At 62.1% G+C, this 22,543-nt stretch carries 26 protein-coding genes; 16 read left to right on the forward strand and 10 right to left on the reverse strand.

Going from position 1 to position 22,543, the window contains the following annotated elements:
• Window positions 1–39: 39 nt before the first annotated feature.
• Genes QWE_RS02660 through QWE_RS02670 form a run of 3 tightly spaced genes read left to right on the forward strand, consistent with a single transcriptional unit; the run spans window position 40 to window position 3,055 of the window.
• On the forward strand, window positions 40–630 hold the full coding sequence (locus QWE_RS02660; RefSeq protein WP_006724526.1) for a shikimate kinase: 591 nt from the start codon (window positions 40–42) through the stop codon (window positions 628–630).
• Complete coding sequence (aroB, locus tag QWE_RS02665; protein WP_006724527.1) at window positions 627–1,754, forward strand: 3-dehydroquinate synthase; 1,128 nt, start codon at window positions 627–629, stop codon at window positions 1,752–1,754. The genes QWE_RS02660 and aroB overlap by 4 nt, the downstream gene beginning before the upstream one ends.
• Window positions 1,751–3,055, forward strand: a complete 1,305-nt coding sequence (locus tag QWE_RS02670) for an HlyC/CorC family transporter (RefSeq protein WP_006724528.1) — start codon at window positions 1,751–1,753, stop codon at window positions 3,053–3,055. The genes aroB and QWE_RS02670 overlap by 4 nt, the downstream gene beginning before the upstream one ends.
• 13 nt (window positions 3,056–3,068) lie before the next feature.
• Here QWE_RS02670 and QWE_RS02675 read toward each other — a convergent pair whose 3' ends face one another.
• On the reverse strand, window positions 3,069–3,350 hold the full coding sequence (locus tag QWE_RS02675; protein WP_006724529.1) for a BolA family protein: 282 nt from the start codon (window positions 3,348–3,350) through the stop codon (window positions 3,069–3,071).
• A 104-nt stretch (window positions 3,351–3,454) separates the two neighbouring features.
• Here QWE_RS02675 and QWE_RS02680 point away from each other — a divergent pair, with 104 nt between their 5' ends.
• The 4 genes from QWE_RS02680 to QWE_RS02695 are packed head-to-tail and all read left to right on the forward strand — an operon-like array spanning window position 3,455 to window position 8,060.
• The gene (locus QWE_RS02680; RefSeq protein WP_006724530.1) at window positions 3,455–4,081 is read left to right on the forward strand and encodes a J domain-containing protein; all 627 of its coding nucleotides are present in this window, start codon (window positions 3,455–3,457) and stop codon (window positions 4,079–4,081) included.
• A gap of 60 nt (window positions 4,082–4,141) precedes the next feature.
• Window positions 4,142–5,134, forward strand: coding sequence for a cobaltochelatase subunit CobS (cobS, locus tag QWE_RS02685; protein ID WP_006724531.1), 993 nt, complete (start codon window positions 4,142–4,144; stop codon window positions 5,132–5,134).
• Between the two features lie 12 nt (window positions 5,135–5,146).
• Window positions 5,147–7,036, forward strand: coding sequence for a cobaltochelatase subunit CobT (gene cobT, locus QWE_RS02690; protein ID WP_006724532.1), 1,890 nt, complete (start codon window positions 5,147–5,149; stop codon window positions 7,034–7,036).
• Window positions 7,029–8,060 (forward strand): esterase-like activity of phytase family protein, encoded by a 1,032-nt coding sequence (locus QWE_RS02695; RefSeq protein ID WP_100220830.1) that lies wholly within the window; start codon window positions 7,029–7,031, stop codon window positions 8,058–8,060. Before cobT ends, QWE_RS02695 begins: the two co-directional genes overlap by 8 nt.
• Before the next feature lie 73 nt (window positions 8,061–8,133).
• On the opposite strand, the gene QWE_RS02700 is transcribed toward QWE_RS02695, so the two are convergent.
• Complete coding sequence (locus QWE_RS02700; RefSeq protein WP_006724534.1) at window positions 8,134–8,772, reverse strand: VUT family protein; 639 nt, start codon at window positions 8,770–8,772, stop codon at window positions 8,134–8,136.
• Window positions 8,773–8,923: 151 nt separating this feature from the next.
• The gene (gene rpmB / locus QWE_RS02705) at window positions 8,924–9,214 is read right to left on the reverse strand and encodes a 50S ribosomal protein L28 (RefSeq protein WP_006724535.1); all 291 of its coding nucleotides are present in this window, start codon (window positions 9,212–9,214) and stop codon (window positions 8,924–8,926) included.
• A 239-nt stretch (window positions 9,215–9,453) separates the two neighbouring features.
• On the opposite strand from rpmB, the gene QWE_RS02710 reads away from it, so the two are divergent.
• Genes QWE_RS02710 through QWE_RS02720 form a run of 3 tightly spaced genes read left to right on the forward strand, consistent with a single transcriptional unit; the run spans window position 9,454 to window position 11,780 of the window.
• Window positions 9,454–10,215: a DUF3108 domain-containing protein gene (locus QWE_RS02710; protein WP_006724536.1), complete on the forward strand. Its 762-nt coding sequence runs from the start codon at window positions 9,454–9,456 to the stop codon at window positions 10,213–10,215.
• A 33-nt stretch (window positions 10,216–10,248) separates the two neighbouring features.
• A complete protein-coding gene (yddG, locus tag QWE_RS02715; RefSeq protein WP_006724537.1) occupies window positions 10,249–11,127 on the forward strand; it encodes an aromatic amino acid exporter YddG in 879 nt (292 codons plus the stop codon).
• Window positions 11,128–11,138: 11 nt separating this feature from the next.
• On the forward strand, window positions 11,139–11,780 hold the full coding sequence (locus tag QWE_RS02720; RefSeq protein ID WP_006724538.1) for a lysoplasmalogenase: 642 nt from the start codon (window positions 11,139–11,141) through the stop codon (window positions 11,778–11,780).
• Between the two features lie 9 nt (window positions 11,781–11,789).
• On the opposite strand, the gene QWE_RS02725 is transcribed toward QWE_RS02720, so the two are convergent.
• Both QWE_RS02725 and gloB read right to left on the reverse strand, forming a co-directional pair.
• Window positions 11,790–12,212, reverse strand: coding sequence for a cupin domain-containing protein (locus tag QWE_RS02725; RefSeq protein WP_006724539.1), 423 nt, complete (start codon window positions 12,210–12,212; stop codon window positions 11,790–11,792).
• The gene (gloB, locus tag QWE_RS02730; RefSeq protein WP_006724540.1) at window positions 12,212–12,982 is read right to left on the reverse strand and encodes a hydroxyacylglutathione hydrolase; all 771 of its coding nucleotides are present in this window, start codon (window positions 12,980–12,982) and stop codon (window positions 12,212–12,214) included. The genes QWE_RS02725 and gloB overlap by 1 nt, the downstream gene beginning before the upstream one ends.
• Window positions 12,983–13,073: 91 nt before the next feature.
• On the opposite strand from gloB, the gene QWE_RS02735 reads away from it, so the two are divergent.
• The 3 genes from QWE_RS02735 to QWE_RS02745 all read left to right on the forward strand — a co-directional run bounded on the left by QWE_RS02735 (window position 13,074) and on the right by QWE_RS02745 (window position 15,968).
• Window positions 13,074–13,826: a class I SAM-dependent methyltransferase gene (locus tag QWE_RS02735; RefSeq protein WP_006724541.1), complete on the forward strand. Its 753-nt coding sequence runs from the start codon at window positions 13,074–13,076 to the stop codon at window positions 13,824–13,826.
• A 115-nt stretch (window positions 13,827–13,941) separates the two neighbouring features.
• Window positions 13,942–15,045, forward strand: coding sequence for a histidinol-phosphate transaminase (hisC, locus tag QWE_RS02740; RefSeq protein ID WP_006724542.1), 1,104 nt, complete (start codon window positions 13,942–13,944; stop codon window positions 15,043–15,045).
• Complete coding sequence (locus tag QWE_RS02745) at window positions 15,027–15,968, forward strand: prephenate/arogenate dehydrogenase family protein (RefSeq protein WP_240532496.1); 942 nt, start codon at window positions 15,027–15,029, stop codon at window positions 15,966–15,968. Before hisC ends, QWE_RS02745 begins: the two co-directional genes overlap by 19 nt.
• Window positions 15,969–15,980: 12 nt before the next feature.
• Here QWE_RS02745 and QWE_RS02750 read toward each other — a convergent pair whose 3' ends face one another.
• Window positions 15,981–16,991, reverse strand: coding sequence for a DUF2125 domain-containing protein (locus tag QWE_RS02750; RefSeq protein WP_006724545.1), 1,011 nt, complete (start codon window positions 16,989–16,991; stop codon window positions 15,981–15,983).
• Window positions 16,992–17,039: 48 nt separating this feature from the next.
• Between QWE_RS02750 and QWE_RS02755 the strand changes: the two genes are divergently transcribed.
• Complete coding sequence (locus QWE_RS02755) at window positions 17,040–17,567, forward strand: gamma-glutamylcyclotransferase (RefSeq protein WP_006724546.1); 528 nt, start codon at window positions 17,040–17,042, stop codon at window positions 17,565–17,567.
• Window positions 17,568–17,599: 32 nt separating this feature from the next.
• Here the strand turns inward: QWE_RS02755 and QWE_RS02760 are convergent, their stop codons facing one another.
• The 4 genes from QWE_RS02760 to ftsE all read right to left on the reverse strand — a co-directional run bounded on the left by QWE_RS02760 (window position 17,600) and on the right by ftsE (window position 20,931).
• Complete coding sequence (locus QWE_RS02760; RefSeq protein ID WP_006724547.1) at window positions 17,600–18,385, reverse strand: lysophospholipid acyltransferase family protein; 786 nt, start codon at window positions 18,383–18,385, stop codon at window positions 17,600–17,602.
• Between the two features lie 81 nt (window positions 18,386–18,466).
• Entirely contained in the window at window positions 18,467–19,183 is a 717-nt protein-coding gene (locus QWE_RS02765) for a YdcF family protein (protein WP_006724548.1), read from the reverse strand.
• 85 nt (window positions 19,184–19,268) lie between these two features.
• Window positions 19,269–20,279, reverse strand: coding sequence for a cell division protein FtsX (locus QWE_RS02770; RefSeq protein WP_006724549.1), 1,011 nt, complete (start codon window positions 20,277–20,279; stop codon window positions 19,269–19,271).
• Window positions 20,272–20,931 carry a cell division ATP-binding protein FtsE gene (ftsE, locus tag QWE_RS02775; protein ID WP_006724550.1) on the reverse strand — a complete coding sequence of 220 codons (660 nt, stop codon included), beginning with the start codon at window positions 20,929–20,931 and terminating at the stop codon, window positions 20,272–20,274. Before ftsE ends, QWE_RS02770 begins: the two co-directional genes overlap by 8 nt.
• A 200-nt stretch (window positions 20,932–21,131) precedes the next feature.
• Between ftsE and QWE_RS02780 the strand changes: the two genes are divergently transcribed.
• Together QWE_RS02780 and hpt are read left to right on the forward strand one after the other, a co-directional pair.
• Window positions 21,132–21,785: a hypothetical protein gene (locus tag QWE_RS02780; RefSeq protein ID WP_006724551.1), complete on the forward strand. Its 654-nt coding sequence runs from the start codon at window positions 21,132–21,134 to the stop codon at window positions 21,783–21,785.
• An 82-nt stretch (window positions 21,786–21,867) separates the two neighbouring features.
• Window positions 21,868–22,410: a hypoxanthine phosphoribosyltransferase gene (gene hpt / locus QWE_RS02785; protein ID WP_006724552.1), complete on the forward strand. Its 543-nt coding sequence runs from the start codon at window positions 21,868–21,870 to the stop codon at window positions 22,408–22,410.
• Window positions 22,411–22,543 lie beyond the last annotated feature (133 nt).

Here is a 22,543-nt window from a genome sequence, read left to right on the forward strand (position 1 = left end):
TATATGTCAATAGGTCATGAAACAGTCGTGAACAGGCCGATGACCGAAACGATCCTCAACCTTGCTCCCAGTTTGGGTGTGCGTGCCAAGACGGCGCTCGGCAAACGCAATCTCGTGCTCGTCGGCCTGATGGGCGCTGGCAAGTCAGCCATCGGCCGGATTGTTGCGCAGCAACTCGGTCTGCCCTTTGTCGATACCGATACGGAAATCGAGCGGGTGTCGCGGATGACGATCGCCGAACTGTTTGCCGCCTATGGCGAAGAGGAGTTCCGCGCGCTTGAAACCCGTGTCATCAAGCGCCTGCTGCGCACGGGCCCGCGGGTCGTCTCTACCGGCGGCGGCGCCTTCATCAACGAGAGGACCCGCAAGCAGATCGAGCGTGGCGGGCTTTCGGTGTGGCTCAATGCCGATCTCGACGTGCTCTGGGAGCGGGTGAACAAGCGCGACCACCGGCCCCTGCTGAAGACCGAGAACCCGAAGCAGACGCTGAAGGATCTGATGGACAAGCGATATCCGATCTATGCTCTTGCGGATATCACGGTCCAGTCGCGTGACGTGCGTAAGGAAGTGATCGCCAACGAGGTCCTGACCTCGGTGATCGAACATATCGGCAAGGACAAGACGTTATGACGAAGGTCGAGACCCTGGAACGCCTGGTGCATGTGCCGCTGGGTGAACGCTCCTATGACATTCTCATCGGCCCGGGCCTGATGACGCGTGCCGGCGGCGAAATCTCGACCCGCATCAAGGGTCGCCGTGCCGCCATCGTCACCGACGAGAATGTTGGCGCGCGCTATCTCGACGGGCTGATGGACAGCCTGCAGACCGACGGCATCGAGGCGGTGTCTGTCACGCTTCCGGCCGGCGAGAAGACCAAGAGCTTCGATTATCTCACCAAAGTCTGCGACGTGCTTCTCGAAGCGCGCATCGAACGCAACGATACGGTGATTGCACTCGGTGGCGGCGTCATCGGCGATCTCACGGGCTTTGCCGCCGGCATCGTCCGGCGCGGTGTCCGCTTCGTGCAGATCCCGACATCTCTTCTGTCGCAGGTCGACAGTTCCGTCGGCGGCAAGACCGGCATCAATGCCCGCCAGGGCAAGAACCTGATCGGCATCTTTAATCAGCCGGATCTGGTGCTTGCCGATACCGACGTGCTCGACACGCTGTCTGAGCGCGAATTTCGCGCCGGTTATGCCGAAGTCGCGAAATACGGCCTGATCGACAAGCCCGACTTCTTCGAATGGCTGGAAAAGAACTGGCGCGAGGTCTTTGCCGGCGGCGCGGCCCGCATCGAGGCGATCGCCGTCTCCTGTCAGGCCAAGGCCGACGTGGTTGCCGCCGACGAGCGCGAAAACGGCCGTCGGGCGCTTCTCAATCTCGGCCATACCTTCGGTCATGCGCTGGAAGCGGCGACCCAGTATGACAGCAGCCGGCTCGTGCATGGCGAGGGGGTCTCGATCGGTATGGTGCTCGCGCATCGCTTCTCGGCGCGCATGAACCTCGTCAGTCCGGATCTGGCCGATCGCGTCGAGGCCCATCTGCGCGAGGTCGGCCTTCCCACCCGGATGAATCAGATCCCCGGCGAATTGCCGCCGACCGATGTCCTGATGGATGCCATCGCCCAGGACAAGAAGGTGAAGGCTGGCCAACTCACCTTCATCCTTACCCGTGGTCTCGGCCAGTCCTTTGTCGCTGACGACGTGCCGGCGTCTGAAGTCCAGCGTTTCATCGAGGAGATGCGCCCATCATGATCGAGCAAATCCTGGCCGGCCTTGCCGAATACTGGCTCACCATCCTCGCCATCTTTCTGTTGATCTGCTGTTCGGGCTTCTTCTCCGGGTCGGAGACGGCGCTGACCGCCACGTCCCGCGCGCGCATGCACACGCTCGAGGTCAATGGTGATGATCGTGCGGGCGTGGTGAACATGCTGATCGAACGGCGCGACCGGCTGATCGGTGCGCTGCTGATCGGCAACAACCTGGTCAACATTCTTGCTTCGTCGCTGACGACGAGCCTGTTTCTCGGCCTGTTCGGCGATTCCGGTGTTGCCATCGCCACGCTGTTGATGACTGTTCTCCTCGTCATCTTTTCAGAAGTACTGCCGAAGAGCTGGGCGATCTCGGCGCCAGAACGCTTTGCCCTCGTCGTTGCACCGCTGGTCCGGCCCTTCGTGGCCATCGTCGGTCCGCTTTCCAGCCTCGTCAACTGGATCGTCCGCAAGCTGCTCGGCATGTTCGGCGTCTCGATTTCCGGCGAAGTCTCCATGCTGTCTGCGCATGAAGAACTGCGTGGCGCCGTGGCGCTCCTGCACCGCGAGGGATCGGTGATCAAGGCCGACCGCGACCGCCTCGGTGGTGTGCTGGATCTCGGTGAACTCGAGGTTTCCGACATCATGATCCACCGCACGGCCATGCGGGCGGTCAATGCCGACGAACCGCCGGAAACCGCGATCCGCAACATTCTCGAAAGCCCATACACCCGCATGCCGGTCTGGCGTGGTTCGACCGACAACATCATCGGGGTGATCCATGCCAAGGACCTGATCCGCGCACTCGCCGAGCCGAATGTCGAGCCGCAGGACATCGACATCGTCAAGGTCGCCCAGAAGCCGTGGTTCGTACCCGATACCACCAACCTCAAGGACCAGCTGAACGCTTTCCTGCGCCGCAAGAGCCATTTCGCTGTCGTCGTCGACGAATATGGCGAAGTGCAGGGTGTGGTGACGCTCGAAGACATTCTCGAGGAAATCGTCGGTGATATCTCCGACGAACACGATCTCGAGATCCAGGGGGTGCGGCAGGACAGCGACGGTTCGATCGTGGTCGATGGCGGCGTGCCGATCCGTGACCTCAATCGCGCGATGGACTGGCAGTTACCGGATGAGGAGGCGACAACGATCGCCGGTCTCGTCATCCACGAGTCGAAGTCGATCCCTGAGGAGCGTCAGGCCTTCACGTTCTACGGCAAGCGTTTCATCGTGCTGAAGCGGGAGAAGAACCGCATCACCCGTCTGCGCATCCGGCCGATCGATGCGGCCGAGCCGCAGGTCTGATCTTAGTCGAAGACTACCAGCGCGTGGGCTCGCCGGGGGCGGCGGGCTCGATCGCCAGCGCATGTAGCCCGGCATCGAGCTCCGGCTTGAGCACATCCGTAATCGCACGATGGCGTGAGAGCCGCGTCATTCCTGAAAAGGCTTCTGCGACGATGCGCACCCGCATATGAGTTTCGCCGGTGCCGGTGATGTCAGGCTGATGACCCGCATGGTGATGGCTCTCGTCAATCACGACAAGGCGTTCGGGGCCGAAGGCCTCGGTCAGGCGGGTCTCTATCCGGCTCTTCACCGACATGGGTCTTGCCTCTTTCTGCTGCTTCGCAAAAAGCCCCACAAAGCGCGCAACAAACCGGTTTGTCAATTCTTGTCCGACCCCCGCCGACGCCCCATAATTACCGGATGAAACTCGACTCGAAATACTTCGATGGGATACGGACCCGGCGAAAGCGGGCAGCGGAGCCCGAACCAACCAATCCTGTCTGTCAATGGGACGGCTGCGAGAAGCCGGGGGCTCATCGCGCGCCCGTGGGTCGTCATGCCGAGGGCCAGTTCTTCCTGTTCTGCTTCGAGCACGTGAAGGAATACAACAAGGGGTATAACTACTTCTCCGGCCTCTCCGACACCGAAATTGCGCGCTACCAGAAGGAAGCGATCACCGGACATCGTCCGACCTGGACGGTGGGCGTCAACAAGGCTGCGAAAGCGAGCCCGTTGCACTCCACCGCGCGCTCCGGTTCGGCTGCGTCACAGGCGCGCATGAAGGACCCGTTCGGCTTCGTGCAGCAGGGTCGCGGCGGCGCCTCGCGCTATCAGGCGGCGGATCGGAAATTGAAGACTTTGGAGGCAAAAGCGCTGGATACGCTTGGGCTTACCGTCAGCTCCACGCCGACCGACATCAAGACCCGCTACAAGGAGCTTGTAAAAAAACACCATCCCGACGCAAATGGCGGAGACAGGGCTTCTGAAGAGCGTTTTCGCGCTGTTATTGAAGCCTACAAATTGTTAAAGCAGGCCGGTTTCTGTTAATCCGAACACACAAGCAGCGATGAGATGCGGCCGGTCGGTGGCGCCCGGCATGGAGAAACGATGAGCAAAATTGATCTTGATATTACCAATCTCCCCGACACCACCGTGTCGGTGCGCGAGGTGTTTGGTATCGACAGCGACATCCGTGTCCCGGCTTACTCCAAGGGCGACGCCTATGTCCCGGATCTCGATCCGGACTATCTCTTCGACCGCGAAACCACGCTCGCCATCCTCGCCGGCTTTGCTCACAACCGCCGCGTCATGGTCTCCGGCTTCCATGGCACGGGTAAGTCCACGCATATCGAACAGGTCGCGGCCCGCCTCAACTGGCCCTGCGTGCGCGTCAACCTCGACAGCCATGTCAGCCGTATCGATCTCGTCGGCAAGGACGCCATCGTCCTCAAGGACGGCAAGCAGATCACCGAATTCAAGGACGGCATCCTGCCCTGGGCCTACCAGCACAATGTCGCGCTCGTCTTCGACGAATACGATGCCGGTCGTCCTGATGTCATGTTCGTCATTCAGCGCGTGCTGGAATCGTCGGGCCGCCTGACACTCCTCGACCAGAGCCGCGTCATCCGTCCTCACCCTGCATTCCGCCTGTTTGCGACCGCCAACACGGTTGGCCTCGGCGACACGACGGGCCTCTATCACGGCACGCAGCAGATCAACCAGGCCCAGATGGACCGCTGGTCGATCGTCACCACGCTCAACTATCTGCCGCATGACAAGGAAGTCGACATCGTCTCCGCCAAGGTGAAGAGCTTCGGTTCGACCGCCGAGGGCCGCGACACCGTCTCGCGCATGGTGCGTCTTGCCGATCTCACGCGCGCCGCCTTCGTCAACGGCGATCTGTCCACCGTCATGAGCCCGCGTACGGTCATCACTTGGGCGGAAAACGCCGAGATCTTCGGCGATGTGGCCTTTGCCTTCCGCGTCACCTTCCTCAATAAGTGCGACGAACTCGAGCGCACGCTGGTGGCCGAGCAGTATCAGCGCGCCTTCGGCGTGGAACTCAAGGAAAGTGCGGCCAATATCGTACTCGGCGCATAAGGACTGAGAAGCATGGCAGGGCGCGGCGACAATTCGAAGGCGAGAGCCGGCGGTGGAGTAGACACGGAGCCGATGCGCCGGGCCATCACCGGCTGCGTCCGTTCGATTGCGGGTGATCCGCAGGTCGAGGTCGCCTTCGCCAATGAGCGTCCCGGTCTCGCCGGCGAGCGCATCCGCCTGCCGGAACTGTCCAAACGTCCGACCGCCCATGAACTTGCAGTGACCCGCGGTCTCGGCGATTCCATGGCGCTTCGTCTCGCCTGCCACGATCAGAAGGTCCATGCCTCGATGGCGCCGCAGGGTGCCGATGCGCGCGCCATCTTCGATGCGGTCGAGCAGGCTCGCGTGGAGTCGCTCGGGTCGCTGCGCATGCCGGGTGTCGCCTCCAACATCCAGTCGATGAACACCGAGAAATACGTGAAGGCCAATTTCTCGACGATCAGCCGCCAGGAAGATGCTCCCATCCAGGAAGCTGTCGCCATGCTGGTGCGCGAAAAGCTCACCGGCCAGAAGGCCCCGGAATCGGCCGGCAAGGTGCTCGACCTCTGGCGCCCCTTCATCGAGGACAAGGCCGGTGCCGACCTCGATAACCTCGCGACTGTCATCGAAGACCAGCAGGCCTTCTCCCGCGTGATCCGCCACATGCTGTCGGCCATGGAAATGGCCGAGGACATGGGCGACGACCAGGAGCAGAGCGAGGACGAGCAGTCTACCGACGAGGAGCAGCCGCGCAGCGGCGAGCAGGACCAGGAGACGTCGGAAGACGAAGCCGGTCAGGACTCCGCACCCGCCGAAGAAAGCGAAGCCTCGCAGGAACAGCTCGACGACGGCGAGATGGATGGTGCCGAGATCTCCGAGGAGGAGATGTCGGACGAGGGTGACGACGACAGCGAGACACCCGGCGAAATGCGCCGTCCGGCGACCCCGTTCGACGACTTCAACGAGAAGGTCGACTACAAGATCTTCACCCAGGAATTCGACGAGGAGATCACGGCGGAAGAGCTTTGCGACGAAGCCGAACTCGAGCGGCTGCGCGCCTTCCTCGACAAGCAGCTGGCGCATCTGCAGGGTGCCGTCGGACGCCTTGCAAATCGCCTGCAGCGTCGCCTGATGGCGCAGCAGAACCGCTCCTGGGACTTCGACCTCGAAGAGGGTTATCTCGATCCGGCGCGCCTCACCCGCCTGATCATCGACCCGATGCAGCCGCTCTCCTTCAAGAAGGAGAAGGACACCAAGTTCCGCGATACCGTGGTGACGCTGGTCATCGACAATTCCGGCTCGATGCGCGGTCGCCCGATCACGGTCGCTGCCTCCTGCGCTGACATCCTTGCCCGAACGCTCGAGCGCTGCGGCGTCAAGGTCGAGATCCTCGGCTTTACCACCAAGGCCTGGAAGGGTGGTCAGTCGCGCGAGAAGTGGCTCGCAGGCGGCAAGCCGCCGGCGCCCGGTCGCCTCAACGATCTGCGCCATATCATCTACAAGTCGGCCGACGCCCCCTGGCGCCGTGCGCGCCGCAATCTCGGCCTGATGATGCGCGAAGGCCTGCTCAAGGAAAACATCGACGGTGAAGCACTGATGTGGGCGCACAACCGCCTGATCGGTCGCCGCGAGCAGCGCAAGATCCTGATGATGATCTCGGACGGTGCACCGGTCGACGATTCGACGCTATCGGTGAACCCCGGCAATTATCTGGAGCGGCACCTGCGGGCCGTCATTGAGCAGATCGAAACGAAGTCTCCTGTCGAGCTTCTGGCCATCGGCATCGGCCACGATGTGACCCGCTACTATCGCCGTGCCGTGACCATCGTTGATGCCGACGAACTGGCGGGCGCGATGACCGAGCAGCTTGCTTCACTGTTCGAGGAACAGACGGCGGGTGGCCGGGCGCGTCTGCGTGCCTAAGCGATCGACCTATCGGCGGCGCCTGGGCCTGAGCTGTGCGCTGGCGGGCCTGCTTGTCCTCTCCGCCTGTACGCCTGCGGTCATTCCGGCCGGCGAGACCTTGTCCATCCCGGTCGACAGCCGTGTGATCACCCAGCTCGGCGGCAACCCGACCATGGCGCCCGAACTGACATTCCTCGGTGGTGTCGAGCTCTCTTCCTCTGAGCCGCTGTTTGGTGCCTTCTCGTCGATCCGGTTCCTCGACGACCAGCGCTTCCTCGGCGTGTTCGACACCGGCTACTGGATCGAGGGGCAGATCAGGCGCGATGCCGAGGGTCGGCTTGCCGGCATCGAGGCCGTGAAGCTGGCGCCGCTTCTCGACGCCTCCGGGCGCGAAAGCCCCTCCAAGTTCCACGTCGATGCCGAGAGCCTTGCGGTGGACGGTGATCGCGCCTTCGTCGGTTTTGAACAGCGTCACCGCGTCGTGTCCTATTCACCCCTGTCCGACCTCGGCAAGGCAGTGCCGTCTGAGCCGCTCGCCTTCCCCTTCGATCTCGATGTCCTGCGCAGCAATGGCGGTCTGGAATCGCTGGTGATCGCCGAAAAGGACGGACCGCTCGGTGGGGCGCTGGTGGCGATTTCGGAGAAAAGCTTCGACGGCGACGGCAATATCTATGCGGCGATCCTCGGCGGTCCGCTTGCTGGCGAGTTTCGCGTGCGTCCGCGTGATGACTTTGACATCACCGATGCGACTTTCCTGCCGAATGGCGATCTCCTGCTGCTCGAGCGTCGCTTCACCATCGCCAGAGGTGTGGGCATGCGTTTGCGCCGCGTCGATGGGGACAGCATTCGACCGGATGCGCTTCTCGATGGCGAGATCCTGTTCGAGGCCAATTACCGATCCCAGATCGACAATATGGAAGGCATCGATGCCATCCCCGAGCCCGATGGCTCCGTCCGGCTGATCGTTGTCTCCGACGACAATCATTCGATCCTGCAGCGGACCTTGATGTTGGAATTCCGTCTCTCCGCGCCGCAGTCCTGACGTTTCCGCACCTCGCAAAACAAAACAGCCCCGGCTTCCCGGGGCTGCTGATCGTCGTTTGGTGTCGCTGCCGTCAGGCCGTTCGCGACGCTGTCGGCATGGGCCGGACGACACTCATCAGCGCGCCATAGGGCAGAAGCATGATGAAGCCGATCAGCATCTTCACGCCGAAATCGGCGATCGCCCAGGAAATCCAACGCGGTGCCTCCGCGGACAACACGCCGAGGATCGGGGCTGCGGCAATCGCGAAGTCGTCATTCGGGCCGATGAAGCCGAAGACGGGTGCGAAGGACAGCGAGAAGAAGATGATCGTGTCGAGCACCGAGCCGATCAGCGAGCCCATCAGCGGCGCCTTCCACCAGGTCTGCTGGCGCAGCCGGTTGAAGACCGAGATGTCGAGCAGCTGGCCGACGAGGAAGGCCGAGCCCGATGCGATCGCGATGCGCGGGGTGGCGAGCAGGATCGACAGGAGAACGCCTGCGATGAAGCCGACGAGCACGACGCGGCGCGCAACCTGAGGGCCGAACTGACGATTGGTCAGGTCGGTGACGAGGAAGGCGATCGGATAGGTGAAGGCACCAAAGGTCAGGAGGTCGGCAAGATTGATGCCGGCCAGAACGCCATCGACCGGGTGCTGGACGAGGAAGTTCGAGGCGACGACGATTGTCGTCATCAGCAGGCTGTAGACAAAGAAATAGCGCTTGTTCAGCATTTTTTTATCCTGGGTGATGCCACCAGTTTGAGGGACAACAATGTGAGGGCAGGAGCGCATGTCAGGCCTTTGACCCGCATGAACATCCCAAACGAAAAGGCTTGCCCGGCGCACCGGTCAAGCCTTTCGAAAGTCTGGCCGAATGACGCTATTAAGCGGCTTCAGCGGTCTTCTTGACGATCTGGCGACGCAGCAGACGAGCGCGCATGCTCAGTTCGGTTTCGGAAGCCTTGATCAGGAATGCGTCGAGACCGCCGCGATGCTCGACCGTGCGCAGGGCAGCAGCCGAAACGCGCAGGCGGAAGCGCTGGTTCAGAGCATCCGAGATCAGCGTGACGTCGCACAGGTTCGGCAGGAACCGGCGCTTGGTCTTGTTGTTCGCGTGGCTCACGTTGTTGCCCGACTGGACGCCCTTGCCGGTCAATTCGCAACTGCGGGACATGGTACACCTATTGTTTTTCTAGGCCATCGCATCGCTTCCGGCCAAATGCCGGCGAGGCAATCCAACAGCGTCTGATTGGAAAGTTGCGGTTCTATAGTCAGTGAGAACCGGCGCGTCAAGCCAAACCTTGGATTTTCCGGGCGCCGAGGCAGGTGTAGGATATTTTCTTGCCACAGTCCACGGCGAGTATGCATCTTCAAGACGCCGGTCCGCCGGCATTCCCATGATGGAGATGGCATTTGCGTCCGACCGGCTTCCTTACCGCCTTCCTCGTCCTTGCCGCCGGTGGCGCCGGGGCTGCCGATTATCGCTACGACACATCCTACAAGGTTTCTCTCGGCGTCTTGCCGATTGCGCGCATGACCTTTCAGACGGCCGTCGAAAACGAGCGCTACACGATTTCCGGCCAGTTTCATTCGTCGAGCCTCGTCGACATCGTGCGCGAGGTGTCTGCCAACAGCACCGTGTCCGGCCGCATGTCCGGTGGCGCCATGAACCCGGAGCGCTATGTGCTCGACTACAAGAGCGGCAAGCGCAATCACATCTACGAGGTGCTTTTCGCTGGCGGCAATGTGGTGGAGACCAAGGTAACGCCGGAGCGGCCGAAGCCGGATACCTGGGTGCCTGTCCAGCCTGGTGACCTGAAGTCGGTCCTCGATCCGATCGGCGCTCTCCTTCTCCCTGGAAATGCGGATGTCTGCGGCCAGACCCTGCCCGTCTATGACGGCGAAAGCCGCATGGATCTCGTTCTCTCGCCGAACCGCTCCGCGACCTTTTCCGCCGGCAGTGCCAAAGGCGAGGCCATCGTCTGTTCGGTCCGCTATGTGCCGAAGTCCGGTTACCGCCAGGGCCGCAAGGACATCGAATATCTGAAGTCGGTGAGCGGCATGGAGATCTGGTTTGCCAAGACCGCGACGCTGCAGCTATATGCTCCTGTCTATGCGAGGATCCCGACCCGCTACGGAACCGTGCATGTGACGGCAGAAAAGTTCGACGGCTAGTTTCAGCGGGCGAGCCCCGCATCAGGGGATTTCATGAAGACCAAGGCAACGCTCATCGGGTTCACCGCGATCCTGATGTGGTCCTTCCTCGCGCTGATGACGGCGGCCTCCGGCACAATGCCGCCCTTCCAGCTTTCGGCCATCACCTTTGCGATCGGCAGCCTGCCCGGCATCCTGTTGTTCATCGCCCGGCCGGAGCGGTTGAAGGAACTCCGCCAGCCGCCGAAGGTCTGGCTTGCGGGCATCGGTGGCCTCTTCGGCTACCACTTTCTGTATTTCACAGCACTCCGGAATGCGCCGGCCGTCGAGGCCGGTCTGATCGCCTATCTCTGGCCGCTCCTCATTGTGGTCGGCTCGGCTCTCCTGCCGGGCGAAAGGCTCGGCTGGCATCATATCGTCGGTGCGCTGTGCGGCCTTGCCGGAACGGCGCTCATTGTCGGCAAAAACGGTTTCGCTTTCGACCCGGCCTATAGCCTCGGTTACTTCACCGCCTTGCTCTGCGCCTTCACCTGGGCCGCCTATTCGCTGATCAGTCGCAAGTTCGAGAAGGTCTCGACCGATGTCGTCACAGGCTTCTGCCTTGCGACATCGGCTCTCTCGCTTCTCTGCCATCTCGCGCTCGAGACCACCGTCTGGCCGGATACGACGGCGCAATGGGCCGCGGTGATCGGTCTCGGGCTGCTGCCGGTCGGGCTCGCCTTCTATGTCTGGGACTATGGCGTGAAGAATGGCGACATCCAGATCCTCGGCGTTTCCAGCTATGCCGCGCCGCTTCTCTCCACGCTGATCCTGATCATTTTTGGGTTTGGTGAGATTAGCGTCAGAATTGGCCTTTCATGCCTGCTTATCACAGGTGGCGCGGTGCTCGCGGCTCGCGATATGGTTTTCCGCAAATCGGAGCGCGCGACCTGACGGGAGATTGAATGGCCACGGCGACCGGCATCCTCTGGCTTTCGGTCGCGCTCGGTACCAGCTATCTCTGGATCCTGCCGCGGGAGAAAACCGTGTTCCGGGCCGTCTGGAAGACGTTACCCGTCCTGCTGCTTGCCCTCTATGCCCATCTCGTCGGCGCGCACCCGCTGCTGGTTGCCGCCCTTGTGTTCGGAGCCCTTGGCGACTTGTCGCTCGCCTTTGAAGGAGACCGTGCCTTTGTCGGTGGTGTCGCCGCCTTTCTCTCTGCCCATATCGCCTATGTGGCCTTGCTTGCGGCCCTCACCGACCTCGACATTGCCTTCGCCGAGCCCTGGCGGGTGATCGCCGGCGCGCTTGTTGCCATCCTGACCTTCGGCGTGCTGATGCGCATCTGGAAGCCCGCCGGACGACTGGCGGTGCCCATCGCCGTCTATGTCTTCTTGTTCATGGTGCTTGTCTGGCTGACGCTCGGCCTCGCCAATCCGTTCGCATTTGTCGGCGCGGCGCTCTTCATCCTCTCGGATATCGTGCTGACGATCCGCAAATACTGGACGGGCCCCGATCACCCGATCGATGGCATGGCCGCCTATTTCGTCTGGGTGACCTATTATGCAGCGCAGGTGATCCTGACGCTGACGCTGTCGGAGGTCTGATTCGCTAGCTTAGGCGCCGGGCGCCCAGCCGGGCGGCGCCATTTCGAAGGCGGAAAAGTCGAAGCCGGGCGCCACCGTGCAGCCGACCAGGGTGAATTCGCCGAGGCTCTCGGCCGCCTGCCACTCATCGGCATCGATGATCGCCTGGGGACGCTGACCGGCCGCGAGATCGAGGCCCAGCACGACCGTCTCCTGGGTCACCCCATCCTTGGACCGGTGCAGGGCAAGCGGTGCACCGGCATAGTAGTGCCGGGCCTCTGCGGCGTCCTTGACCTTGTGCCAGTGAGACCGTTCGCCGGCCTGAAGGAGATAGTAGATCGCCGTCGAATGACCGCGGGGACCGCCGTGTTCGTCGCGATAGGTCTCCACATACCAGCCGCCCTCGGGATGGCGCTGCATGCCGAGGGTCGCGATGATATCGGCTGCCTGCATCAGAAGGAGTCCTTGCGCTTGCGGATTTCCGCGAAGACCTCGTCGTTCGTCGCGCCCTCCATGTCGAGCGTGCGGCGAATATCCGGTTCGCCGGCGCGCAGGAAGGGATTGGTTTCCTTCTCCAGGCCGATCGTCGTCGGGATGGTGAAGTCGCCGCGCTTGCGCTGCATTTCGATCAATTCGGCGCGGGATCTGAGCCGGGCATTTTCCGGATCGACCGTCAAGGCGAAACGAGCATTGGAGAGTGTATATTCATGGCCAAAATAGACGATGGTCTCGTCGGGCAGCGCCGCAAGCTTCTGCAGGGAATGCCACATGTCGAGCGCCGACCGCTCGAAGAGGCGCCCGCAGCCGAGGGCGAAAAGCGTGTCGGCGGCAAAGAGCAGCATATCCTCGGGCAGGTAGTAGCAAACATGCCCCGCCGTATGGCCCGGCGTCTCGATCACCCGCACCGGTCGCTTGGCAAAGGTGAACTCGTCTCCGTCGCCCACGGTCCGATCGATGCCGGGGATCACCGCCGCCTCGTTGCGCGGGCCGATGATCTCGCAGCCGTATTTTTCCTTCAGCGCCAGATTGGCCTCGACATGGTCACCGTGGTGATGGGTCGTGAAGATATGAGTGATCGTCCAGCCCCGCTTCTCTGCCGCTGTCACGATTGGACCGAATTCCGGTGCGTCGATCGACGCCGTCTCCCCGGTTTCCGGGCAATGTAGGAGCACGCCGAAGTTGTCACTTCGGCAGAGGAATACCTCGATCTGCAGTGATTTCATTGTCGACCCGCTTTTTTATGTCCCACCTCGTTGCCGGGAATGTACCCTCTTGCAGCTTGAAGTCCAAGGATGGGCTGCTAACAATAAGTTCATGCATGTCGATATCGTCGATCTAAGGCAGTTTTATTATACGATGCTCGGCCGAGTGGCGGAGCAGTCGGTTGCCTTGGCGATTTCCTCGGTCTGGGCGCGCCTGCCGCAGGAACGGCTTGTCGGCCTCGGTTACTGTATTCCCTTTCTCGAACGCTTCCGCGCCGACACCGAGCGCACCATGGCCTTCATGCCGGCAGGGCAGGGCGCGGTGAACTGGCCGGTCGGCGAACCCTCGGCTACGGCGCTCGTCTTCGACGAGGAACTGCCGCTGCCGGACAGTTCGGTCGATCGCGTTCTCATGGTGCATTCCCTCGAATTCGCCGAGAACCCGCGCGAGACGCTGAAGGAAGTCTGGCGCGTGCTCGCACCCGGCGGCCGTCTCGTCATCGTCGTGCCCAACCGTCGTGGTGTGTGGGCGCGCATGGAGCACACGCCCTTCGGTTCGGGCCGTCCCTATTCGCGTGGCCAGCTTACCTCGTTGCTGCGCGAGACGAATTTTACGCCGGGGGCCTCGGCAGAGGCCTTGTTCTTCCCGCCGTCGAAGATCCGGGCGGTCCTGCGCCTACGCCGCGGCTTCGAGCGGCTTGGCCGGGTTCTCTGGCCGGCCTTTTCCGGCGTCATCGTCGTCGAGGCGCAAAAACGTCTCTATCAGGGGCTGCCGGTTGCCGCGCGTGCCTCCCGCCGTGTCTTTGCGCCGGTGCTCGCACCGCAAGGCATGCCCACGACACGCAACCTGCCGCCTTCGGCCTGAATTGCCGTCGGGGCAGGCCGGGTGCGCGCCTCCTCGACAAAGGCCGGTTTCCGCAGTAATCCCAAGCCCATGAAATGGGTTGCTTCTCGCTGCCCAACGACCGGGAATGAGCCTCATGAATGCCTCGACAAAGCCGGTGCCCCGTCCCGGGGTCATGGATATCGCCGCCTATGTTCCGGGCAAGGAGCATGCGGGTGGTGTCGCGCGCGTCTTCAAACTCTCCTCCAATGAAACGCCCCTCGGTCCTAGCCCGAAAGCGATCGAAGCCTTTCAGGCGGCAGCAGGAAAGCTCCAACTTTACCCCGATGGTCAGGCCCGTATGCTGCGGGATGCGATTGCCGAGGTGCATGGGCTGAACCCGGCCAATATCCTCTGCGGCAACGGTTCGGGCGAGTTGCTGGCGCTGCTTGCCAACATTTATCTCGGACCCGGCGACGAAGCCATCATCACCGAACATGGCTTCCTGCTCTATCGCATCCAGATCCTGGCGGCCGGCGGCACGCCGGTCACGGTTCCGGAGACCGACCGGCGCGTTGACGTCGATGCGATCCTTGCCGCCGTGACTGAACGGACGAAGATTGTCTTCCTGACCAATCCCGGCAATCCGACCGGCACCTATGTGCCCTATGCCGATATCAAGCGGCTGCATGCGGAGCTTCCGCCGTATGTCATCCTCGTGCTCGATGCGGCCTATGCGGAATATGTTCGCCGCAATAACTATGAAGCAGGCATCGAACTGGTCTCGGGCAGCCGCAACGTCGTGATGACGCGGACCTTCGCCAAGGTCTACGGGCTGGCATCTCTGCGCATCGGCTGGATCTATGGCCCGGCGGAGATCATCGACACGCTGAACCGAGTGCGCGGGCCGTTCAACATCAACACACCGGCCCTTCTTGCCGGCGCTGCCGCCATGCGCGACCAGGCACATGTGGCCAAGGCCATCGAACACAATCAGATCTGGCTCGCCCGGGTCTCGGAAGCGCTCACCGCTCTCGGCCTCGAGGTCACGCCCTCGGTTACGAATTTCATCCTGATCCACTTCCCCGACCGGGATGGAAAGCGGGCATCCGATGCCGATGCTTTCCTCACATCGCGCGGCTTCGTCTTGCGCGCCGTATCGTCCTATGGTTTTCCCAATGCACTCCGCATGACGATCGGCAGCGAGGAGGCCAATACCGGCGTGATCGCTGCCCTCACCGAATTCATGGAACGCACCTGATGTCTGAAATCCTGTTCGACCGCATCGCCCTGATCGGTATCGGCCTCATCGGCTCGTCGATCGCAAGAGACGTGAAGAAGCTCGGGCTGGCGAAAGAGGTTGTGATCTCGACCCGCAGCCCCGAGACGTTGAAGCGGGCGGAAGAACTGGAGCTCGGCACGTCTTACGTGGCGTCTGCAGCCGATGCGGTGAAGGATGCCGACCTCGTCATCGTCTCCGTGCCCGTCGGCGCCTCGGAAGCTGTCGCCAAACAGATCGCGCCCAACCTGAAGCCGGGCGCCATCGTCACCGATGTCGGCTCGACCAAGGCCTCGGTCATCGCGCAGATGGCGCCGCATATGCCAAAACATGTGCATTTCATTCCCGGCCACCCGCTGGCAGGGACGGAAAAGTCCGGTCCTGATGCCGGTTTCCCGGGTCTCTTCAAGGGCCGCTGGTGCATCTTCACGCCGCTTGCAGGCACAGACGCCGAGGCTATGGCCCGACTGCGCGGCTTTTGGGAAGCCCTGGGCTCCATGTGTGACGAGATGGATCCGCAGCACCACGACAAGGTGCTCGCCATCGTTTCGCACCTGCCGCACATCATCGCCTACAACATCGTCGGCACGGCGGATGATCTGGAGGCGGTGACGGAATCGGAAGTCATCAAGTATTCCGCTTCGGGTTTCCGCGATTTCACGCGTCTCGCCGCTTCCGATCCGACCATGTGGCGGGATGTTTGCCTGCACAACAAGGATGCGATCCTCGAAATGCTGGCGCGCTTTTCGGAGGACCTTGCCTATCTGCAGCGGGCGATCCGCTGGGGCGAGGGCGACAAGCTGTTCGAACTCTTCTCGCGCACCCGCACCATCCGCCGCTCGATCGTCCAGGCAGGTCAGGACGTCGACGTGCCGGACTTTGGTCGCCACTCCATCGACAAGTAAGTCGCATCCGCCTCAGAGCGGCGGAATCTGTCCGAGCGGGATGAAGCCGAGCGATGCCACGCCGTTCTGGATGGTGATCTCGGCTTCGCTGTCGTCGCGGCCAAAGGCGAGTGCCCGCAGCACGTTGGCGACATTGTCGATCATGCTGGCTTGTTCCGGATAGGCCGTTTTCATGGCATCGCGCCAAGCACGGACCTGCTCGACCTGCAACTTGATCCGCCCCGAGATCAGGCCGTCTTCACCCACCTCGAAGGGGCCGCTCAGCGTCAGGACGCGGCCTTCGCCCATGTCGACCACCATGCGGCGCACCTCGCCCTTCGTACCGTAAAGCTTCTGCTCCTGCGCGACACGGGGATCGAGAAGTCCGCCCTTGTCGGCGAAGGTGGCGTCGAGGCTCGCCGAGACGGGCGGAAGCGCAATCCTCTCGCCGCCAATCGAGACTGACATATCGCGGACCAGCGTCGCATAGTCGAGATTGCCATCGTTCTGGCGGACATGCGACTGAGCGCTCGGCGCCGTCATCTGCACCTGCATGTTCGAGACCGTCGAGGTGACCGTCGCACTCAGCCCTTCCATCATCAGGGAGCTGCGCGACAGGCCGGACAGGCCGATGCGGAAGCTGGACTGCATGTTGGTCCAGTCGATGGCGGTGTTGAAGCCGAGCGCCGAGCGGATTTCCGCCGGCCCGTCCAGCTCCCAGACGACATGGCCTGGATTGTAGATCTGGGCTGCCACGCGCATCGAGCCGAAGGATGCGGCCACGCCCTGGAAGTGATCGTCGAAGGCAAGTCGCGTGCAGTTCAGCCGGAAGCGGAAGGGATAGCCGCCAAGGGTCGCGTCCTCGCAGGTCGCGGTCACGCCTGCCGGATTTCCGCCACCGAAGAAGGTCAGAATGCGTTTCTTCAGAAATTCCGCAGCAAAATACCACCCGACGCTATAGACAGCGATGACGAGGACGATCAAAACGCCGAGCCGAACAACCTTTCGGCTGATCGTGCTTTCCGGCGCGGTCGACATGGCCATGGGGTGCTCCTCGTTGCGATAACTTCGTATCTTCGATTGGCGTGCGATATGGACGAATTTTGGGTCTTTGGCTACGGCTCGCTGATGTGGAATCCGGGCTTTCCCTATGAAGAAAGGGTGCTCGCCCGGCTCGGCGGTTATCGTCGTTCCCTCTGCGTCCGCTCCTATGTTCACCGTGGCACCGAAGATCGGCCCGGCCTGGTGCTGGGGCTCGACCGCGGCGGTTCCTGCAAGGGTGTCGCCTTTCGGGTCGCCCCGTCTTCATGGCAGTCCACCGTCGACTATCTGCGCGAACGCGAACTCGTCACTAGCGTCTATCTCGAACGTCATGTTCGCACCCAGCTTTCCGACGGCCGCTCTGTCCGAGCACTCACCTACGTCATCGACCGGGCCCACCCGCAATATGCAGGCGCCGTCACTGTCGAGGAGGCGGCGCAGATTATCGAGGGCGCCGTCGGTCGCTCGGGTCCCAATCCGGTCTATGTCGCCAACACCGTCGCCCATCTTCGGGAAATCGGCATTCGCGACCACTGGCTCGAGAGCGTGGCTTCCGCCATCACCGCGAACGGAGCCTGAAGCGCCGCCCGCCATTCCCGTCTTGAATGCGCTCAGAGCGCTCCAAGTTCCTTCAGCCTGTTCACGGCTGTGGGAGGCAGCGGCAGCTGCGGGTTATCCTTGGCCGTCTTGATCAGCAATTCGTCGCTTGCCGCCTCCAGACGTTCCATCAGGGTTGCCTGCATGACGTCGGGATCGAGACCCGGCTCGATCGGCGGCAGGATGCGGACGACGAAATGCCCGGGAAAGCGCAGGAACTTGCGGCGCGGCCAGAAGAGGCCGGGATGCATGGCCACGGGCACGACCGGCACGTTGATGTCGCGGTAGAGACGGGCGATGCCATATTTGTATTCCGGCGGCGCGCCCGGCGGGCGGCGGGTGCCCTCGGGATAGATGATCAGCTGGCGGCCATTGGCCATTTCGAGCTTGGTGCGCTCGATGACCTGGGCCATGACCTTGCCCTTGGCGCCGCGATTGACCGGGATCATACGCTGCTTGGCGACATACCAGCCGAAGACCGGGATCCACATCAGCTCGCGCTTCAGGATGTAGACCGGGTCGTCCAGCCAGGGAAGCAGCGCATAGGTGTCCCAGAAGGACTGGTGCTTGGGGGCGAGGATATAGCCGCCGCTCTTTGGAATGTTCTCCAGTCCCTCGACCGTAAACGTCGTGCCGACGATCTTTTCCATCAGCCAGTGATTGGCGCGTGCCCAATCCTTCGGCACGAAGAAGGCCTTCTTGCGCGGCAGGAGGAAATAGATCGGCGACAGCACGATCATCCTGATGATGAGGTTGGCATAGAAGGCAGTGTTGAAGAGAATGGAACGCAGCGCAATCATGTCGTGGGGCTCTCGAGGGCGGGCGAAACCGTCATTAGAGCAAAAGTCCCGCCAGCAAAAGCGCTAGCTTCTTCTTGCTGGTCAGGATGTGCGTCCAGATTCGGTGATTTCTCCGTCCGGACGCAGGCCCTGATCCCGGCTCCATCCGGTCACGCCCCTGACATAAGCAATCACCGTCTTCCCGTATTCGGCCAGCATGGTGCGCATCGCATCCGGCTCGCTGTACCAGGCGCGCGTCTTCAGATCGGCATTGACCACAGGATAGCCGATGAATTCGGTGTCCGGGTCGCTGCGGCGCAATTCCATCAGGCTGCGCGAAAGATGGTAATTGCTGGTGACGACCAGAATGGAGCGATAGCCCTTGTCGCGGATCCAGATCGCCGTCTCGTTGGCATTGCCGATCGTGTCGATCGCGGCGTAGCCGATGTCGACGCAGCAGTCGAAGAGGTCGGGCGAGGTGCGCGTCGCCTTGCGGATCTGGCCTGCGGTGGTCGAGGGGTTCACCCCCGAGATCAGAAGTCTTTCGCCGTAGCCGCGCTTCAGAAGATCGATCGCCTGTTCGATACGCTGGTATCCGCCGGTCAAAACGACGATCGCGTCGGCCTTCACCGTGTCGGGCGGGCGCATGTTGCTCACCGAATCAGCAAAGATCAGAAAGCCGGCCACCAGCACCGCGGCGCTGAGGATCACGAGCATCCCGCTATAGCGCAAAGCGCGGCGTATCAGGCCTTTACGCGCAAAAAGGCCGCCACCCCAAGGAGGGCGGCTGCCGTCACGCAGCGGTTGATTCGAGGTCATCCGATCCATGCTCATAGCCCGTGAATAGCCGGGATTTCCCACAGCGAACAGGCGGCTTTAAGGCAAGTCAACATGCGAGATTTCGTCAATCGTCGAGAAGCCCGTCCGTGCGGGCCGGATCGGAGCGAATGAGATCGATTTCATAGATCGTGCGCATGACGGTCAGGCGCGCCGTGATGGTGGTCAGAAGCGCGATCACGATCATCGTCGCAAAGATGCCGAGATAGCCGCCCCAGCCGATCGTGAAGGTGCCGAAGAGGGCCGTCGCCTGGTCGCTTTGCGGTGTCGCCAGCGAACGGCTCTGCCAGGAGCTCGCGAGGCCAAAGAAGGCGGCCGCGAGAAAACCACCGGTCGCCGCTCCCTTGAGACTGATCTTCAGAAAGTGTTTCTGAAATTCCTGGGCGACGAAGCTGCCCTCGGCGCCGACGAAATGCAGCACCTCGATGATGTGGCGATTGCCCGACAAGGCACCGCGCGTCGCAAAGACCACCGTCAGCACCATGGCCGTGAAGACGAGGATCAAGATGCCCGAGCCGATCAGCACCGTCGTGCGGGCCATCTGCACCAGCCGGTCGACCCAGGTGCGATGGTCGTCGAGGAAGGCCTGTGGCACTTCTTCATTCAGGAGCGCGCGCATGGCGTCGAAGTCGGGCGGATTGGTCTCGTCGATGGTGATCACGATCAGCCGCGGAACGGGCAGGTCTTCGAGGTTGAGCCCCGTGCCGAGCCAGGGTTCAAGCAGGCGCGCGGTCGCCCCATCGTCCATGATCTGGCCGTCGCGCGTGCCAACGAAGGTGAGCGCTAGATCGCGCGCCTTGACAAGGGCGGCGCCCATGTCAAGGCCTTCTTCGGGTTTGATCTGGATGGTGATCTCGCGAGAAATCTCGCTCTGCCAGCCGGCGGCCGTGGCGCGGACCATGGAGACGCCGCCCAGCGTCAGGCAGGCGAGGAAGGCCATGATGGAGATCACCACCATCAGCGCATTGCCCTGAATGTTCGACGGCGGCAGGATCGGGCCTGTCGGCCTCACCGTCATCTCGACACGGCGCTTCTTCTGACCAGGCGTCTGATTTGGGTCCTGGGGGATCTCATTCATAGATGTCGAGCCGCCCGTCGGTGAGGATCATGCGGCGTGCATCCACCTGGTCCATCAACGCCAGATCATGGGTGGCAATCACGACCGCCGTGCCAAGGCGGTTGAGCTCCAGGAAGAGGCTCAGGAGCCGGCGTGCCATCGGCGGATCGACATTGCCCGTCGGCTCGTCGGCAAGCAGGATCTCCGGCCGGTCGATCAGGGCGCGGGCAATCGCCACACGCTGCTTCTCCCCGCCCGAAAGCACCGGCGGCAGCACGTTGATGCGCTCGCCAAGCCCCACCCATTTCAAGAGTTCGATGACGTCCTGCTTGTAGCTTTGCTCGGCCTTGCCGCGCACGCGCAGGGGCAGTGCGACATTTTCATAGGTCGTCAGGTGGTCGAGCAGGCGAAAATCCTGAAAGACGATGCCGACCCGGCGGCGCAGCATTGGCAATTCGCTGCGGGGGATGCTGGTAATGTCTCGACCGAAGCTCTTGATCAGTCCGCGCGTCGGCTGCAGCGACATGAAGAGCAGGCGTAGAAGCGTCGTCTTGCCGGCGCCCGACGGGCCGGTCAGGAACTGGAAGGATCCCTTCGGCAGGTCGAAGGTCAGGTCGCGGAGGATCTCCGGTCCCATCCCATAGCGCAGGCCGACATTTTCGAAATGGATCAAAGGGGGCCCAGTCTGACGTGTCCGAGGTCTGGGGCTCGTAAACGAAGATCGTCAACGGCCGGTAAAGATGCGCCGGCGAGCCTGGCTTTCTCAGCCGCTTTTCCGAAGCATTAACCATTTGAATTTACGACTGGTGGGGATTCGTTTCAACCGCCGACTTTCGGGGTATCCGATTTTGGCTGTGCGAAAGGTCCGCACGCATGAGCGCTTTCCGTTACCAGAAGCAGGCCGCCGCCGCGGACCTCGACCTCCTGCCGCCGGATCGTGCCCGCCGCCGGATTGATCCCCAGCACCCGCGCACACCGCGCCACGAAGTCCTCGATGCGCAGTTCGTCACGGTCCGTGAACCGCCCAAGGCGTCGCCGCGCCCGGCTGCATCCGTGTCTGCCGTAGCTGTCGCACCTGATCTGCGCACACTCCTCCGTCATGCGGTCAATGCCATCGAACAGCGCCTGCAACGTCTGTCGGACGTCGCCTTTTCGCTGCTGGTGGCGATTGCCTTCGTCTCCATCTTCTCGCTTGCCGGGCAGCTGGTTTTCGGCGACGGGGAGCATCCGGAGATTGCCGCCAAGCCGCTCGACTTCACGCATGTCAACCTGACGCCGCAGGACCGCAACGGGATGCGTGTCCTCCTGCTCAATGCCATCGTCGAAAACCGCACTGCCCGGGAAGTGTCATTGCCGAAGCTCAGGGCCGATCTTCTCCTCGACGGGCAGGTGATCGCCAGCACCTATATTGAGCCACCGGTGGCAAGCCTCGACGGCGGCGAGAGCCGCGGCATTGTCACGCGTCTCCAGCATCCCGGTGGAAAAACGCCGGAAGTCCGGCTTTCCTTCGAAGAGTCGGGTGCCTAAGTCCTTGCCAGTGTGCTAAGGCCCTTGCCTTTCCGGCATGCCGCCGGCCATGGACCTGAGGTCGACAAGCAAGGAGTTCCCCATGCCCGTAGTTCGCGGAAAGAACATCGAACCGCTCTTTACCGCCGAGCAGATCCGGCAGCGCAATCTCGAACTCGCCCAGGATATCATCAAGGGCCCCTGCGATGATCTTCTGGTCATTTCGGTGCTGAAGGGCTCCTTCATTTTCGCTGCCGACCTCATTCGTGCGTTGCATGATGTCGGTCTTGCTCCCGAGGTCGAGTTCATCACCCTGTCCAGTTATGGCACAGGCACAGTCTCCCAAGGCGTAAAGATCATCAAGGACATCGACAGCGACGTGAAGGGGCGCAACATCCTCCTGATCGACGATATTCTGGAGTCGGGCCGTACGCTGCTGTTCGCCAAGGAACTGATGTTCGAGCGTGGCGCGGCAAACGTCACGATCGCAGTACTCCTCGACAAGAAAGTGAAGCGGAAAGAACAGTTTGAGGCTGATTATGTCGGCTTCGAATGCCCCGACTATTTCGTCGTGGGCTACGGCATGGATGTGGCCTATGCCTTCCGCGAACTGCCCTTCGTCGGCGTTGTCACCGGCGACGCGTGAGCTGTTTCAAAAGGAAACATCTTGCCCCCTGACGGCAGTGAGCTGTTAACCATCACGCCGGACTGCAGGTCCGGCGTTTACCACTCGACAAGGAAAGTCTGGTGATTTGCCTCTCGCAAGGCTGAAAAGAACG

This window comes from Agrobacterium albertimagni AOL15 (assembly GCF_000300855.1).
Classification (GTDB): Bacteria; Pseudomonadota; Alphaproteobacteria; order Rhizobiales; family Rhizobiaceae; genus Allorhizobium; species Allorhizobium albertimagni.